General features: G+C 61.5%; 15 protein-coding genes. 10 read left to right on the top strand and 5 right to left on the bottom strand.

Features of this window, described 5'->3' with window-relative positions; genetic code table 11:
- The first annotated feature begins 176 nt into the window (after nt 1-176).
- On the top strand, nt 177-956 hold the full coding sequence (locus JFT66_RS05405; RefSeq protein ID WP_198858922.1) for a TSUP family transporter: 780 nt from the start codon (nt 177-179) through the stop codon (nt 954-956).
- Here JFT66_RS05405 and nudC read toward each other — a convergent pair.
- Both nudC and JFT66_RS05415 read right to left on the bottom strand, forming a co-directional pair.
- Nucleotides 924-1,757, bottom strand: coding sequence for an NAD(+) diphosphatase (gene nudC / locus JFT66_RS05410; RefSeq protein ID WP_198858923.1), 834 nt, complete (start codon nt 1,755-1,757; stop codon nt 924-926). The genes JFT66_RS05405 and nudC overlap by 33 nt on opposite strands.
- 5 nt (nt 1,758-1,762) lie before the next feature.
- A complete protein-coding gene (locus JFT66_RS05415) occupies nt 1,763-2,575 on the bottom strand; it encodes a crotonase/enoyl-CoA hydratase family protein (protein ID WP_034119430.1) in 813 nt (270 codons plus the stop codon).
- Between the two features lie 185 nt (nt 2,576-2,760).
- Here JFT66_RS05415 and JFT66_RS05420 point away from each other — a divergent pair, with 185 nt between their 5' ends.
- The 3 genes from JFT66_RS05420 to JFT66_RS05430 all read left to right on the top strand — a co-directional run bounded on the left by JFT66_RS05420 (nt 2,761) and on the right by JFT66_RS05430 (nt 5,255).
- The gene (locus JFT66_RS05420) at nt 2,761-3,315 is read left to right on the top strand and encodes a UPF0149 family protein (protein ID WP_198858924.1); all 555 of its coding nucleotides are present in this window, start codon (nt 2,761-2,763) and stop codon (nt 3,313-3,315) included.
- 267 nt (nt 3,316-3,582) lie between these two features.
- The gene (locus JFT66_RS05425) at nt 3,583-4,839 is read left to right on the top strand and encodes a 3-phosphoshikimate 1-carboxyvinyltransferase (RefSeq protein WP_198858925.1); all 1,257 of its coding nucleotides are present in this window, start codon (nt 3,583-3,585) and stop codon (nt 4,837-4,839) included.
- 26 nt (nt 4,840-4,865) lie between these two features.
- Nucleotides 4,866-5,255 carry a hypothetical protein gene (locus tag JFT66_RS05430; RefSeq protein WP_034119427.1) on the top strand — a complete coding sequence of 130 codons (390 nt, stop codon included), beginning with the start codon at nt 4,866-4,868 and terminating at the stop codon, nt 5,253-5,255.
- 1 nt (nt 5,256) lies between these two features.
- Here the strand turns inward: JFT66_RS05430 and JFT66_RS05435 are convergent, their stop codons facing one another.
- Nucleotides 5,257-5,856 (bottom strand): NAD(P)H-dependent oxidoreductase, encoded by a 600-nt coding sequence (locus tag JFT66_RS05435; RefSeq protein ID WP_153839915.1) that lies wholly within the window; start codon nt 5,854-5,856, stop codon nt 5,257-5,259.
- A 72-nt stretch (nt 5,857-5,928) separates the two neighbouring features.
- Here JFT66_RS05435 and JFT66_RS05440 point away from each other — a divergent pair, with 72 nt between their 5' ends.
- Nucleotides 5,929-6,531 carry a TetR/AcrR family transcriptional regulator gene (locus JFT66_RS05440; protein ID WP_153839916.1) on the top strand — a complete coding sequence of 201 codons (603 nt, stop codon included), beginning with the start codon at nt 5,929-5,931 and terminating at the stop codon, nt 6,529-6,531.
- Here JFT66_RS05440 and JFT66_RS05445 read toward each other — a convergent pair.
- Nucleotides 6,521-7,198 carry a GNAT family N-acetyltransferase gene (locus JFT66_RS05445; RefSeq protein WP_153839917.1) on the bottom strand — a complete coding sequence of 226 codons (678 nt, stop codon included), beginning with the start codon at nt 7,196-7,198 and terminating at the stop codon, nt 6,521-6,523. The genes JFT66_RS05440 and JFT66_RS05445 overlap by 11 nt on opposite strands.
- A gap of 156 nt (nt 7,199-7,354) precedes the next feature.
- Here JFT66_RS05445 and JFT66_RS05450 point away from each other — a divergent pair, with 156 nt between their 5' ends.
- From JFT66_RS05450 to JFT66_RS05470, 5 genes are all read left to right on the top strand, one after another.
- Nucleotides 7,355-8,065 carry a FadR/GntR family transcriptional regulator gene (locus JFT66_RS05450; protein ID WP_034119423.1) on the top strand — a complete coding sequence of 237 codons (711 nt, stop codon included), beginning with the start codon at nt 7,355-7,357 and terminating at the stop codon, nt 8,063-8,065.
- A 104-nt stretch (nt 8,066-8,169) separates the two neighbouring features.
- A complete protein-coding gene (gene lhgO / locus JFT66_RS05455) occupies nt 8,170-9,363 on the top strand; it encodes an L-2-hydroxyglutarate oxidase (protein ID WP_153872084.1) in 1,194 nt (397 codons plus the stop codon).
- A gap of 70 nt (nt 9,364-9,433) precedes the next feature.
- Nucleotides 9,434-10,759, top strand: a complete 1,326-nt coding sequence (locus tag JFT66_RS05460; RefSeq protein WP_198858926.1) for an MFS transporter — start codon at nt 9,434-9,436, stop codon at nt 10,757-10,759.
- Between the two features lie 81 nt (nt 10,760-10,840).
- On the top strand, nt 10,841-11,692 hold the full coding sequence (locus JFT66_RS05465) for a CAP domain-containing protein (protein ID WP_198858927.1): 852 nt from the start codon (nt 10,841-10,843) through the stop codon (nt 11,690-11,692).
- A gap of 178 nt (nt 11,693-11,870) precedes the next feature.
- Complete coding sequence (locus tag JFT66_RS05470) at nt 11,871-14,057, top strand: GAF domain-containing protein (protein ID WP_198858928.1); 2,187 nt, start codon at nt 11,871-11,873, stop codon at nt 14,055-14,057.
- Between the two features lie 2 nt (nt 14,058-14,059).
- On the opposite strand, the gene JFT66_RS05475 is transcribed toward JFT66_RS05470, so the two are convergent.
- Nucleotides 14,060-15,187 (bottom strand): GGDEF domain-containing protein, encoded by a 1,128-nt coding sequence (locus JFT66_RS05475; RefSeq protein ID WP_198858929.1) that lies wholly within the window; start codon nt 15,185-15,187, stop codon nt 14,060-14,062.
- Nucleotides 15,188-15,235: the final 48 nt, after the last annotated feature.

A 15,235-nucleotide genomic window follows, 5' to 3' on the forward strand; every position in this document is an offset into this window, starting at 1 on the left:
ACGGGATTGAAAATGTGGGAGGGGGCTTGCTCCCGATAGCAGTGTATCAGTGACAAATAAGCCGACTGACCCACCGCTATCGGGAGCAAGCCCCCTCCCACATTTGGTTCTGTGTGCATTCGGCAGGTAAGATGGCGGCCTCTCGCATAGCGCACCTCCAACAATAAGCCCTGCCCATGCCCTTCGAACTCAGTGTTGACCTCACCACCCTGGCCATCCTGGCCGTCGTTGCCTTTATCGCCGGTTTTATCGACGCCATCGCTGGCGGTGGCGGTTTGCTGACCACCCCCGCGCTGCTCACCGCCGGCATGCCGCCCCACTTGGTACTGGGCACCAACAAGCTCAGCTCCACCTTCGGCTCGGCCACCGCCAGCTTCACCTTTTACCGCCGCAAGTTGTTCCACCCGCGCCAATGGGTACACGCCATCGTCGGCACCCTGGTCGGTGCGCTGACTGGCGCCGTGGTCGCCCACTACCTGCCCGCCGAGGCATTGAACAAAATGCTACCGGTGATCGTCTTTGCCTGCGGGGTGTACTTGCTGTTCGGCGGCACGCCAAAGGTGCCGGTGGATGTCGATGCGCCGATCAAGAAGAAATGGCAGGCCACCCAGGGCTTTGGCCTGGGCTTCTACGACGGCGTGGCCGGCCCCGGCACCGGTGCGTTCTGGACCGTCAGCACCATGCTGCTGCACCCGATCGACCTGGTGAAGGCCAGCGGCGTAGCGCGCAGCATGAACTTCGTCAGCAACGCGGCGGCGCTGACGGTGTTTATCATCAATGGCTCGGTGGATTGGATCGTCGGGCTGGCGATGGGTGTGTCGGTCATGTGTGGCGCGTTCTTTGGCGCACGCAGCGCGATCAGCGGCGGCGCCAAATTCATTCGCCCGGTGTTCATCACCGTGGTCCTCGGCCTGACGGTGCGCCTAGCCTGGCAGCACTGGTTCAGCGTGGCCTAGGCGGCGGGCCACGTAGAGGTCGATCAGGTAACGCGCAATCGAACGTGAGGCCGGCAACGGCGGCAGCTCATGGATATTGAACCATTGCGCGTCTTCGATCTCATCGGCCTGGGGCACGATATCGCCACCGGCGTACTCGGCATGAAAACCCAGCATCATTGAATGGGGGAACGGCCAGCATTGGCTGCCCATGTACTGGATGTTCCTGACCTCCACCTGTACCTCTTCGCGCACTTCGCGGATCAGGCAGTCCTCGGCCGATTCACCGGGTTCGGCAAAACCGGCCAAGGTGCTATAGACCCCGGCCACGAAGCGTGGCGAGCGCGCCAGCAGGATCTCATCGCCACGGGTCACCAGCACGATCATGCTCGGCGAGATCCGTGGGTAGCTGCGCAGGTCACAGGCCTGGCAATACATCGCCCGTTCCCGCGGCACCTGGACCATGGCCTGGCCGCAACTGCCACAAAACCGATGCTCCCGCGCCCAGGTACCGATCTGCGCAGCATAGCCCAGCACCTTGTACAGGGTGTGATCACCTTGCAGCATAAAGCCGCGCAACCCCTGCCAACTGCAACCTTGCACTTGCGCTGCCGAGTCGAGTTCCAGCAGGTACACCGGCTCGCCGTCGAGGTGGCCGATGCCGTGCTCGGCAAATACCGACAGGTCTTGGCGCTTGAGCCATTCGCGCGGAAATAGCGGGCCGTTAGCGTCGTGTAAAAAGCCCTCGCGGCTGCGGGCGACGGCCCAGCCGCCGGGGGCGTCGTTGTCCAGCAGCGTTGTGGTAATCCAGCCTGGGGTCATGTCAGTCAATCCACGAATTCGGGTTTCTGCTTGCTCATATGGGCCGCGATGGCCACGCGCAGGTCGTTGGATTGCAACATAGCCGAGTTCCAGGTGGCAACGTATTCCAGGCCATCGTTGACGGTATGGTCACGCATGTAGCTGATCATGGCTTTGGTGCCGGTGACGGCAATCGGTGACTTGGCGGCGATTTCCTCGGCGATCTGCATGACCCCGGCCAACAGGCTTTCCTGATCGGCATACACACGGTTGACCAGGCCGATGCTGCGCGCTTCTTCGGCGCCGAACTGGCGACCGGTGTAGGCCAGTTCACGCAGCATGCCGTCGCCGATGATGCGTGGCAGGCGTTGCAGGGTACCGACGTCGGCGGCCATGCCGATGTCGATTTCCTTGATCGAGAATTGCGCGCCTTCGGCCGCGTAGCGCATGTCGCAGGCGCTGATCAGGTCTATCGCGCCGCCGATGCAGTAGCCCTGGATCGCCGCCAGCACCGGCTTGCGGCAGTTGTCCACGGCATTGAACGAGGCTTGCAGCTCAAGGATCTTGCGGCGCAGCAGGCGCGCGTTGCGCCCCACGTCCTTGCCCAATTCATTGGCCACCGAGGCCAGCAGCATCAGGTCGATGCCCGAAGAAAAGTGCTTGCCAGCACCGCTGAGCACCACAGCGCGCACGGCGTCGGTGTCTTCGATCCATTGGAAGATGTCGATGATTTCGGTCCAGAACGCCGCGTTCATGGCGTTGATCTTTTCCGGGCGATTGATCTGCACATGGGCAACGTTGCCGCTGAGTTCGACGACAAAGGCTTGGTATTCGGACATGGCAGTGATCCCTGACTGGCGATTGAGAAAGGCCAGACTATATCAAGGGTGCACGACGGCGCATCGGCCAAAAGCGGGACTGTCAACGGTGCTGGAAAAGAGGCTGGATAAAATACCTCACACACGCCATCCTTCGCGCTTTAAGCCGCCCCACCCGCGGCGCTCGACGTTTAAAGGATATGCCCATGCACGCCCACCCCCTCGCCCCCGCCGATTTCGAATTCATTGATGCCACCTTGTTGAAGTACGGCGATGACCATTCGGTGCTGAACATGGCAGAGCTCGACGGTTACTTCACCGCCCTGGTCTCCAGCCCGGCCCAGGTGGATGTGGCTGAGTGGTTCCCGGCCATCTGGGGTGGGCAGAACCCGGAATGGGACAGCATGGACGAGGCACAGGGCTTTCTCGAACTGTGCGTGCGCCATATGAATACCCTGGCTGCGCAGTTGGCTACCGACTCCCGGACGTTCAAGGCTCGCTTCGATGACACCGAGCATCAGGGCCAGGCGCTGACCCTTGCCGAGGAATGGTGCTTTGGTTACGTACGGGGTGTGGCGATCGGCAACTGGCCTGAGTTGCCCGCCGAACAAGCCGCGCAACTGGAGAAAATCACCTGGTGCGCCGAGCAGGACAACTTCGAGTTGCCGGCGGACCTGGATGTAAACGCCCATCAACAGCGGGTCAGCGAAATCGAACCGGCTGCGCGAGCGTTACATGATTACTGGCTGAGCCAGCGTTAAGGCGGGTTTATTGTCCAGCCGGGGAGCTTGTTTTTCTGGCGCAAGGGTTGGGTGCGTTCCCACATTTTGATCGCATCGCATCATTTAGATAGTCGCTGGCAGTCAGGCCACCACGGGAACAAGTTCCCTCGCCACAGGTCCTGCGCAATACCCCAAAAGTCATGCAGATCACCTGCTCACTCGACAAGCATGGCGTGTTTGCCTGATTATTCAGGTCCGCACGTCGGCCACTCCACACCACCTTGCCTTGACCAGGAGCCTTGTACCTTGAGTTCGCAGAAAACCGTGACCGTTACACCGCCCAACTTTCCCCTCAACGGCAAGGTCGCGCCCCCCGGCTCCAAATCCATTACCAACCGCGCCCTGTTGCTGGCCGCCCTGGCCAAGGGCACCAGCCGCTTGAGCGGCGCGCTGAAAAGCGATGACACCCGCCACATGTCGGTCGCCCTGCGCCAGATGGGCGTCAGCATCGATGAGCCGGACGACACCACCTTCGTCGTCACCAGCCAGGGTTCGCTGCAATTGCCGGCTCAGCCGCTGTTCCTCGGCAACGCTGGAACCGCCATGCGCTTTCTCACTGCGGCCGTGGCCACCGTGCAAGGCACCGTGGTACTGGACGGCGACGAGTACATGCAAAAACGCCCGATCGGCCCGCTACTGGCCACCCTCGGCCAGAACGGTATAAAAGTCGACAGCCCCACCGGTTGCCCACCGGTGACCGTGCACGGCGTGGGCAAGGTACAAGCCAAACGCTTTGAAATCGATGGCGGCTTGTCCAGCCAGTACGTATCGGCCTTGCTGATGCTCGCGGCCTGTGGCGAGGCACCGATTGAAGTGGCACTGACCGGCAAGGACATCGGCGCCCGTGGCTACGTGGACCTGACTCTGGACTGCATGCGTGCGTTCGGCGCCCAGGTTGAAGCTGTGGACGACACCACCTGGCGCGTGGCCCCGACCGGCTACACCGCCCATGATTACCTGATCGAACCCGACGCCTCCGCCGCCACCTACCTGTGGGCCGCCGAAGTGCTGACCGGTGGCCGTATCGACATCGGTGTCGCGGCACAGGACTTCACCCAGCCGGACGCCCAAGCCCAGGCGGTGATCGCCCAGTTCCCGCACATGCAGGCCACGGTGGTGGGCTCACAAATGCAGGACGCCATCCCGACCCTGGCGGTACTCGCAGCGTTCAACAACACCCCGGTGCGCTTCACTGAACTGGCGAACCTGCGCGTCAAGGAATGTGACCGCGTGCAGGCGCTGCACGACGGCCTCAATGAGATCCGCCCGGGCCTGGCGACCATCGAGGGCGATGACTTACTGGTAGCGAGCGACCCGGCCCTGGCCGGCACCTCGTGCACGGCGCTGATCGACACCCACGCCGACCACCGCATCGCCATGTGCTTTGCCCTGGCCGGGCTGAAAGTCTCGGGCATTCGCATTCAAGACCCGGACTGCGTGGCAAAGACTTACCCCGAGTACTGGAAAGCCTTGGGTAGCCTTGGGGTTCAGTTAAGTTACTGACCCTTTGCGACTCGCCGGGAGCGCTTATGACTATTCGCCAACCCTGCCCTCCCGGCGCCTGTGTCTGCGAACGTGAACAACTGCTGGAAGCTCCCGGCGCTGACCTGCGCATCCTCCAACTGACGCGACAGCAGGAGAAAATCCTGCTCGAGCGTCTTGAAAATCTCAAGAGCCTGCAAGACTTGGAGCACCTGCAACAGCGGATGTACGAGCAACTGGGCATTCGCGTGCATATTGCGCCGGGGCATACCGAGGTCAAGAGCATGCGCGGGATCCAGATCGTTATCGACGAGCTGCCGGGCATGTGCCGCAAAACCCGGCAAGCAATCCCGGCGTCTATTCGCCGCGGCCTGGAGAAAAGGCCGGAGATTGCCTACCGCTTGCTGGATGCCCACGACCTGTTTCGCGACGTTTGAATCATCCCGCTACCGGCTCACGCCGAAACATTCCCTGTCCCACGGCCCTGGCCCTGTGCAAATGCGCTTGGGCAGCACCGCTTTCCGAATCCAACAGCAGCTCGGACGTCAGCACTGGCGCTCCGCAGTAATCAAAGATGCCGTAGTCGATCTGGGTGTTCATGGCCTTGGCATAACCGTGTCGATCAAACGCGCTTTCATCCGCCCCACCGAGGGCCAGCAGGTGCACCTGTAAATGCTGCAATTTTTTCACCACGGGCGTCTCGGGGCCATAGTCGATCGCCCAGCCGTTGACGAACACCCGGTCGACCCAGCCCTTGAGCAAGGCCGGCATCGACCACCAGTAAATCGGGAACGCCAGGACCAGGGCGTCGGCGCGCTCAAGACGTGCCTGTTCAGCCAGCACGTCAGTCGGAGGCATTGCGCGAGTACGGTGCACCAGGTGGTCCGCGGCGGTGTAGCGTGGGTCGAACCCTTCGGCGGCGAGGTCGGCGAATTCGAAGGTGTGGCCGGTGGCGGCCAAACCGGCGCCGACCTCAAGGGCCACGCTATGGGTGAGGGATTGCGGGTCGTGATGGGCAACAACGATCAATGCGTGCATGACTTTGACTCCCTTTAGGCTTAATCTACTTTTAGTAAGTTACGTCGATTAAGTTACTTTTGGTATATAAGCATGTCAAGCACTGAATTCCCTGCCCCACGTCGCCGTTTATCCCGTGAAGGTCGCCTGCGTCAGTTACTTGATGTGGCCTGGCAATTGGTCCGAGCAGAAGGCACCGACGCCCTGACCCTGGGCCGTCTGGCGGAGCTGGCAGGTGTCACCAAACCGGTGGTTTACGATCACTTCACCACGCGCGCCGGGTTGCTGGCCGCGCTGTATGCCGATTTCGACGAGCGCCAGGACCAGGGGTTTGCCGATGCAATCAAAACCAGCAACGCGACGCTGGAGGACCGGGCCTGGGTGATCGCCTCGTCTTATGTCGACTGCGTGTTATTGCAAGGTCGGGAAATCCCGGGGGTGATTGCGGCGCTGAGCGGCTCACCTGAACTGGAGTCGATCAAGCGTGAATATGAGGCGATCTTCCTCGAGAAGTGCCGCGATGCGCTATCACCATTCGCCTGCGGTGGCAGCATTTCCCAGGCGGGCCTGCGGGCAATGCTTGGCGCGGCGGAAGCGCTGTCCCATGCGGCGGCCAATGGCGAGATCAGCCGCGAAGAGGCCCAACAGGAATTGCTGGCGACCATACTGGGAATGGTCAATCGCGTCAGGCAGTAGGAAAACGGCCCTGGACGAACAGCTGAACCTTGCGCGTCAACTGATCCAGATGCCGGTCACGCTGCTTCTCTGCGTCGACCATGGCGCGCTTGCCGTGCTTTTGCAGCAGGTAGGTATGGATCTGGCGCACTTCCAGCGAGCTATAGATCGCCGCCACATCCAACACCCCCATCAGCCCATCAGTGCCGTAGTCACGGGTGTTCATCAACACTTGCGTGCCACGCGCACCGCGCACTTGAAAACCCAAAGCCTCGAATACCGAGACCTTCTCCACCGAGCAGGCCAGTTCGGCATGGGGATAGCGCGCCAGCACCTCGCCCAGCATGCCCCGCGCCACACCCTGGCGACGAAAACCGGCCTGCACCGCCATGAAGGCAATGCCGCAGGCCTGTAGGTCGTCCTTTACCGGCAGGTACAGGCAAAAGCCGACAACCCGTTCTTCTTGCATGGCCACGACCAACTCGACGGCAATGCCCTTTTCGCCATTGAGCGCTTCGAGGTAGAGATGCACCTCAAACCCGATGGCGTACTGGTAGATGTTGTAGAGCAAGTTGCTCGGCGCCAGCGCCACACTGCTGATGTCGGTGAGGTTGTCCACCACCATCTGCAGGATCTGGCTGTTGACCGATTCAGGGCACGGCGTGGTGTAGCGGGTAAGGCTGAACATGCAAATTCCTGGGGCTGGGCGTCAAGGCGGCGGCGATTGTACCCGTTGACGGCCGCCCTCGGCACCCGCCTCGCCCACCGGCGCGCATGAGACACATATTGACAAGGTAAAATCGTAACGACTATTGTCTGACAACCTGATCACCAGGGTTTTCCCATGCTTGAGCTTCAGCGCCCCGATTCGCTTGTCGTACGGGTTGTCAACGCCATTCGCGCAGAAATCGAATCCGGCCAACTGGCCCCGGAGTCGCGCCTGCCGACCGAACAGCAACTGGCCGAACAACTCAACGTCAGCCGCTCCGTGGTGCGTGAAGCCATTGCCCAGCTCAAGGCCGACGGTGTCCTCACCGCCCGCCGCGGCCTAGGCTCATTCATTTCGCAGACCCCTGCCGGCACGGTATTCCGTTTCCCGCAGCAGAACGGACGGCGGCCTGACCTGGCGCAGATGTTCGAAGTGCGCCTGTGGATCGAAACACAGGCGGCCTCGATTGCTGCCCAGCGCCGTGACGCCGCCGATTTGCAACGTATGAAAAGCGCATTGCAGGCCATGCAGGACAACCGTAACGACTTTGAAGCCGCAGCCTTGGCCGATGTGGAATTCCACCGCGCCATTGCCGACGCCAGCAAGAATGACTACTTCGTGGCTTTCCATGACTTCCTCAGAAGCCAGTTGGCCAGTGCGCGCAAAACCGCTTGGGAGAACTCGGCCACGCGCTTCGCTACCGGTTCGGCTGACGCCACCCAGGAACACCAGCAGCTCTACCAGGCTATCGCCGACGGTGATGCCCAGCGCGCCGCCGCCAGTGCCGAGGCGCATTTGCGTGCGGCGGCACGACGTCTGCAACTGGAACTGCCGACAACCCACTGATCCGTTTTTATTGCGTGTCCCTGGACACGCCATTTTTTTAACAAAAACATTAGTCTGACAACCTGATAAGCAGACTGAAATGTAGAACCTTAGGGACTCCAGCAATGATTCACGACTTTTGCATCATCGGCGGCGGCATTGTCGGCCTCGCTACCGCCATGGAATTGCTCAAGCGCCAGCCCGGCGCTTCGCTGGTGATCCTGGAAAAAGAGTCGGTACTGGCCAAGCACCAGACCGGCCATAACAGCGGTGTGATCCATGCGGGCATCTACTACGCCCCTGGCAGCCTCAAGGCCGACCTTTGCAAGCGCGGCGCCGAAGCCACCAAGCAGTTCTGCCGCGAACACGGGATCAAATTCGAGGTGTGCGGCAAGCTGCTGGTGGCCTCCAATCCCCTGGAAATGCAACGGATGGAAGCCCTGCACGCCCGCGCCCAGATCAACGGCATGCAGGTCGAGCGCCTGGATGCCAAACAGTTGCGCCAGCGTGAACCGAACATCGTCGGCCTGGGCGGGTTGTTTCTCGACGCCACCGGGATCGTCGACTACCGCCAGGTGTGCGAGACCATGGCCCAGGTGATCCGTCGCAACGGTGGGCAGATCTGCCTGGAGCGCACGGTGACCGCCATCCACGAAGACACCGATAAAGTCACCGTCAATACCCATGGCGAAACCTGGCAGGCGCGCCACCTTGTGGTCTGCGCTGGCTTGCAGTCGGACCGGCTGGCACGCCTGGCCGGGATCAGCATCGACCATCAGATCATCCCGTTTCGTGGCGAGTACTTTCGCCTGCCGGCGGCGAAGAACAACATCGTCAATCACCTGATCTACCCGATTCCCGACCCGGAGCTGCCGTTCCTTGGCGTGCACCTGACACGCATGATCGACGGCAGCGTCACCGTCGGCCCGAATGCCGTGCTCGGCCTGGGCCGCGAGAACTACCGCAAGTTCTCGGTGAACTGGCGCGACGTGGCGCAGTACGCCAGCTTTCCGGGCTTCTGGAAAACCATTTGGCAGAACCTCGGCTCCGGCACCACCGAGATGAAGAATTCGTTGTTCAAGTCCGGCTACCTGGAGCAGTGCCGCAAGTATTGCCCGTCCCTGACCCTAGACGACCTGCTGCCCTACGAGGCAGGGATCCGCGCCCAAGCGGTCATGCGCGACGGCAGCCTGGTGCACGATTTCCTGTTCGCCCAGACCTCGCGAATGCTCCACGTGTGCAACGCGCCCTCACCGGCAGCCACGTCGGCCATGCCCATTGGCGCGATGATCGCCGACCGCCTGTTTCAGCCCCAGTAACACCACCCAGTAATACCCGCACTGCCCGTTCACCCAACAATAACTACAAAGACCCAGAAGGAAGTCCAGCATGACGGCATCCGCCTCCATCCCCGGTACCGAAACGCCCGAGCAAGCCCGCAAGCGCCTGCGCAAAGTCGCCGCCGCCACCATCTTTGGCTCAATGCTGGAGTGGTACGACTTTTACTTGTACGCGACCATGGCAGCTATTGTGTTCTCGAAGATCTTCTTCGATAACAGCGACCCGAAAACGGCCACGCTGATGGCTTTTTCCACCTTTGCCATTGGCTTTATCGCCCGCCCGTTCGGCGGCATCCTGTTTGGCTACCTGGGCGACAAGTTCGGGCGCAAGCAGGTGCTGGTGCTGACTTTCTGCCTGATGGGCGTGTGCACCACGCTGATCGGCCTGATCCCCAGCTACGCCTCCATCGGCATCTGGGCGCCGATCCTGCTGGTGTTCATCCGCATCATCCAGGGCCTGGGCGCCGGGGCCGAGTTGTCAGGCGCCGCGGTGACTTCCTACGAACACGCCGCCCAGGGCAAGCGCGGCAGCCAGGGCGCCTGGCCGGCGTTGGGCCTCAACCTGGGCCTGCTGTTGTCGTCGCTGACCATTTACCTGCTGACCATCAACGGCAACGAGTTCCTGCTGGCCGGCGGCTGGCGCATCCCGTTTATCTGCAGCATCGTGCTCGTGGGTGTGGGCCTGTGGGTGCGTAACAGCATTCCGGAAACCCCGCAGTTCCAGGAGCTGAGCAAGGAAGCCGCCAAGGCCAAGCCATCACCGCTCAAAGCGCTATTCAAAAACGACCTCAAGGGCCTGGCGGTGGTGTTCTTCGTCGCCATTGGCTACAACGCTTTGAGCTACATCTTCAAGACCTTCTCCCTGGCGTACCTGACCCAGTTCAAAGGCGTGGATGTGCACGTCACCTCCCTGTCGGTGACCATCGCCAGCCTGGTCGCCATCGTCGCCGTGCCCTGCTTCGGCTGGCTGTGCGACAAGTGGAGCAGCAAGGCCGTGCTGATGCTCGGCGGGCTGTGCTCATTGCTGTTCGCCTATCCGTTCCTGGCCCTGCTCAACAGTGGTGAAAGCCTGATGATCTACCTCGCCATCGGCGTGGGTACCGGCATCCTTGCACCGATGATGTTTGCGCCACAGGGCTCGTTCCTGAGCCGACAGTTTCCGACCCAGACACGCTCTTCGGGCTTCGGCACCGGGCGTGAAATCGGTACCGCCATTGCCGGTGGCCTGGCACCGTTGGGCGCGCTGTCGATGGTGGCGGCCTCGGCCACTCACTCCACCGATGGCGTGGTGATCATCCTCGCGGTTTCTGCATTGTTGGTGGTGGTATTTGCCCTGTGTGATCAGGGCGCTAAACACTCGACATTCAAGAACTGAGGAAAAAAGTTCGGATCAACGGGTGCATGGATGCACCTGGATCGCGCATCATGGGCACTTTCAAGCTCAAGGGTAACGTCCATGCGCGTTCTGTCATTGATGATAGGTCTTACGACGCTGGCCGCCAGTACGGTGTTCTGCGCCAGCGCGATGGCGAATGAAGAAAGTCAGTTGATACAACAGATCAACCAGTACCGCAGCCAGCTACAACGCTGCGGTGACCAGGGCTCCCAGGAGCTGCCGCCGCTGACCAGCGACACACGCCTGGTGCTGCCGGCCTCCAATGTCGGCGATTTGCAGCAGTCCCTGGCGCGGGCCGCCTACCCCATGGTTAACGTGCAGGCGATCAGCCTGTCCGGGCCCAAGGATGCCGACGCCGCCATGAAAGCGGTGCGCGAAAGCTTTTGCCGCGTAGTGCTGGACCCGCAATTTGTCGACATCGGCGTCAGCAACAGCGGCCAGGACTGGCGCATCGTGCTGGCGCGGCCGCTGCTGACCAGTGGCCTGGGCGACTGGCAGACCGAAGGCAAGCAATTGCTCAACCTGGTCAATGCCGCGCGCGCAGAACCGCGCACCTGCGGCACCCAGGCATTCACCGCGACCACCCCGCTATCGTGGAACGACACCCTGGCCAGCGCGGCCAATAGTCACACACGCAATATGGCCAACGGCAACTTCTTCGACCACCTCGACCACGACGGCCGTACACCTGGCGACCGCGCCGAGCTGGCCGGGTATATCGCGAAGAACATCGGCGAGAACATCGCTGCTGGCCTTGATACCCCGCGCAAGGTCGTCGACGGCTGGCTCGCCAGCCCCGGCCATTGCGCCAACCTGATGAACCCGCAATTTCGTGAATTGGGTGCCGCCTACGCGATGGACCCGAAAAGTGATGCGGGCATTTACTGGACAGGGGTATTCGCTGCCCAATAAACCCTGGGCAGCGGCCCCCAAAAAATCAATGTATTCATCTATTTCAACGGAGGTAGCATCAAAATGACATCGCCTGGATAATCGCGCGCTGAACTGGCGGCGATCGTACAGGTCTGTAGCCTGGCAACCTGACGTTTCAGGCAACAGTCAAACCGTTGTAAATTAAGGTGTTGACCCAATGATGAATTGGCTGCAAGGCAGCAGCGACATGGCCGAGCGGGTGCGCCAACATGATTGGGCCAGTACGCCCCTGGGGCCGCTAGAGCAGTGGCCCGATGTGTTGAAAACCACCGTCGCGCTGTGTTTCGCTTCTCGATTTCCCCAAGCCATCGTTTGGGGACCTGAGTTGATTACGCTCTATAACGATGCGTTCACGCCGATACTGGGTAACAAGCCCGAAGCGCTGGGCCGCCCGTTCAACGAGGTGTGGCATGAGGTGTGGAGCGACATCAGCCCTATCGCCAGCGCTGCGTTCGAGGGGCATGCCACCTACATCGAAAACTTCCCGCTGCTGATCGAACGCGATGGTGCACCGGAACAAGCGTACTTCACCTTCTGCTACAGCCCCATCCGGGATTCCCGAGGCAAGGTGGTCGGCATGCTCGATACGGTGACCGAGACCACCTCCACCGTATTCCTCGCCCGGCGCCTGGCGGTGCTCGATGCCATTGGCAGCACCGTGGCCAACGCCACGGACGCCGAAGCAATCCTGACCGCCACCACCCAACTGCTGGCGCAGCACCTGCAGGTTTCCATTTGTGCCTATGCCGACATGGATGCCGATGAAGACGGCTTCACCATCCGCGGCAACTGGGCGGCGCAGGGTTCGTCGAGCATCATTGGTCATTACAGCCTGGCGGCGTTCGGAGCGCGCGCCGTGACCTGCCTGCGCGCAGGCCAGCCTCTGGTGATCCGCAACAACCTGACCGAACTACCGGCCGATGAATCGGCAACCTTCCAGGCCCTGGGTGTAACAGCCACCATCTGCGTGCCGCTGATCAAGGATGGGCGGCTCACTGCGTTGATGGCCGTGCATGACAAATTGCCCCGCCACTGGTCGTCCTACGACCTTGCGTTATTGGGAGAAGTCACCGAACGCTCCTGGGCACACATCGAACGCGTGCGCGCCGACGCCGCCGTACGCGAAGGCCTGGCGGCATATACCGAACTCAACGCCACCCTGGAACAGCGGGTAGAAGAACGTACCCTGGCACTGGCCAAGGCCGAAGCCGCGCTGCGCCAGTCGCAAAAGCTCGAAGCCATCGGCCAGCTGACCGGCGGTGTCGCCCACGACTTCAACAACCTGCTGACCATCATTCGCTCCTCTGTAGACTTCCTGCGCCAGCCCGGCTTGTCGGAAGAACGCCGCCAACGCTACATGAGCGCCGTCTCCGACACCGTCGAGCGGCCCAGCAAGCTGACCAGCCAGTTGCTCGCCTTCGCCCGCCGCCAGCCGTTGAACCCGCAGGTGTTCGATGTCGGCCAACGGGTGCAGAACATCGGCGAGATGCTTGAGAGCGTTACCGGGGCGCGCATTCATGTGCAGGTGCAATTGCCCGAACTGCCTTGCCACGCTCGTATCGACCCCAGCCAATTTGAAACCGCACTGATCAACATCGCCCTCAACGCCCGCGATGCCATGGACGGGCAAGGCACGTTGACCCTGAAGGTCGCCGGGTACCAGGCTCTGCCGCGTATCCGTGGGGATGCCGCGTCGCGCCTGCCCTACGTCACGATTTCCCTGGCAGACACCGGCACGGGTATTGCCAGTGACACCTTCGAGCGCATTTTCGAACCGTTCTTTACCACCAAGCCTGTGGGCAAAGGCACTGGCCTGGGCTTGTCCCAAGTGTTTGGCTTTGCCAAGCAATCGGGCGGCAATATCGATGTGTGCAGTACGCTCGGCCAAGGCACCGTGTTTACCCTGTACCTGCCGCAAGTGGACAGCCAGGCCGAGCCACCACCGCCCACTCGCGACCCACTCGTGACGCTGCCGGACAATGTCCAGCGCCATGTGCTGATTGTGGAGGACAACCTGGAAGTGGGGCGTTTCGCCAGCCAGATCCTCCAGGACCTGGGCTATCAGACCACCTGGGCGACCGACGCCCGCCAGGCACTGACCCTCGCAGGCCCGGACGCCACAGCGTTCGATGCGGTTTTCTCGGATGTAGTGATGCCAGGGATGACCGGTGTCGCGATGGCCAAGCTCCTGCGCGAACGCCGCATGGACCTGCCGGTGGTGCTCACTTCGGGCTACAGCGAAGAACTGGCGGACAGTGGCTATGAAGGTTTCGAATTCCTTGCCAAGCCCTACTCTGCCGACCAAGTCGCCCGTGCCTTGGCCAAGGCCATGTTCAAAGACTGACGCTACTGCGCCACAACGACTTGATTGCGGCCCAGGAACTTGGCGCGGTACAGCGCTTTATCGGCATTGTTCATCAAGCCGTGCAGGTCGTGCTCGTGGCCCTGGGTCGAGGCCACCCCGAGGCTCGCGGTCAAACCCTGCACCGGCTCAGCGCTGAGACCGGCAATCGCCTCGATCAGTTGCTGAGCGATATCCCGAGCAGTTTCCAGGGACGTATTGGGCAGCAGCACGGCAAACTCTTCGCCGCCCAGGCGCCCGGATACATCGGCTTGGCGAAACGAAGCGCTGATCACCCCGCCGATCTGGCGCAACACCTGGTCGCCGGCCTGGTGGCCGTAGGTGTCGTTGATGCGTTTGAAATGGTCCATGTCCAGCATCAGCGCACACAGCGGCTGCTGGTTCTGCCGGCACTGTGCGTACAGTAACTGGGCATGTTCGAAGAAGGCACGACGGTTCATCAGACCTGTGAGTTCGTCGGTCTGGGCGGCATGGGTGGAAATCGTGTTGGCACGTTCCATTTGCCGAGTCAGGCGGAAGGCTTTTTCCAGGGCATCGGAGAGTTTGCGCGTGGCACTCACTACAAACGTGGAGAACACCAGCACCGCGATTGCCACGCCCACTTGCATCGATGACGGTTGGAACAGCAACCACAGCGTACACGGCAGCAGCACCATAGCCATGGAGCTAAGCGTCATGTAGCGGTACGCCGAGTAACAGGACACCGCGCTGACCGACATACCCACGGTAAACAGCATGACCAGCACCTGGGACACGCGGTCGTCGGTGGGCATGACCGCCAACGCACCCGCGCCCCAGACGCCAGCCGATAACATCAACGTGACCCAATAACGCCGCTCCCAGCGAGCGGGCGTGCGTTCACTATCAGGACAACGAAACCAGTCCGCGAACATCTTCAGTCGTAACAGCGACGTGCCCGCCAGCAGTACCAGCCATACCAGCATGACCCTGTGGTCGAAGCGGTTCCAACACAGCCAGCAGAGCATGGCGGCGCCCAGGTAACTGCCGAACACCGCAGAGAAGGATTGACGGAACAGCTGGTGCAAACGGTCCGTTCGCACTTGCTCCTCTATAACGCCATCCTGATCCTGCACACGACTGAAGCTGTTCATGCAATCCGCCTGTTTCGACTGCTATGACATAGGCGCCATTGTGGCACC

Source organism: Pseudomonas sp. MF6755 (assembly GCF_016405635.1).
Lineage (GTDB): Bacteria > Pseudomonadota > Gammaproteobacteria > Pseudomonadales > Pseudomonadaceae > Aquipseudomonas > Aquipseudomonas haemolytica.

Coding starts and splice junctions, on each gene's coding strand:
- JFT66_RS05405 (WP_198858922.1), top strand. CDS start 177: ATGCCCTTCGAACTCAGTGTTGACCTCACCACCCTGGCCATCCTGGCC.
- nudC (WP_198858923.1), bottom strand. CDS start 1,757: ATGACCCCAGGCTGGATTACCACAACGCTGCTGGACAACGACGCCCCC.
- JFT66_RS05415 (WP_034119430.1), bottom strand. CDS start 2,575: ATGTCCGAATACCAAGCCTTTGTCGTCGAACTCAGCGGCAACGTTGCC.
- JFT66_RS05420 (WP_198858924.1), top strand. CDS start 2,761: ATGCACGCCCACCCCCTCGCCCCCGCCGATTTCGAATTCATTGATGCC.
- JFT66_RS05430 (WP_034119427.1), top strand. CDS start 4,866: ATGACTATTCGCCAACCCTGCCCTCCCGGCGCCTGTGTCTGCGAACGT.
- JFT66_RS05435 (WP_153839915.1), bottom strand. CDS start 5,856: ATGCACGCATTGATCGTTGTTGCCCATCACGACCCGCAATCCCTCACC.
- JFT66_RS05440 (WP_153839916.1), top strand. CDS start 5,929: ATGTCAAGCACTGAATTCCCTGCCCCACGTCGCCGTTTATCCCGTGAA.
- JFT66_RS05445 (WP_153839917.1), bottom strand. CDS start 7,198: ATGTTCAGCCTTACCCGCTACACCACGCCGTGCCCTGAATCGGTCAAC.
- JFT66_RS05450 (WP_034119423.1), top strand. CDS start 7,355: ATGCTTGAGCTTCAGCGCCCCGATTCGCTTGTCGTACGGGTTGTCAAC.
- lhgO (WP_153872084.1), top strand. CDS start 8,170: ATGATTCACGACTTTTGCATCATCGGCGGCGGCATTGTCGGCCTCGCT.
- JFT66_RS05460 (WP_198858926.1), top strand. CDS start 9,434: ATGACGGCATCCGCCTCCATCCCCGGTACCGAAACGCCCGAGCAAGCC.
- JFT66_RS05465 (WP_198858927.1), top strand. CDS start 10,841: ATGCGCGTTCTGTCATTGATGATAGGTCTTACGACGCTGGCCGCCAGT.
- JFT66_RS05470 (WP_198858928.1), top strand. CDS start 11,871: ATGATGAATTGGCTGCAAGGCAGCAGCGACATGGCCGAGCGGGTGCGC.
- JFT66_RS05475 (WP_198858929.1), bottom strand. CDS start 15,187: ATGAACAGCTTCAGTCGTGTGCAGGATCAGGATGGCGTTATAGAGGAG.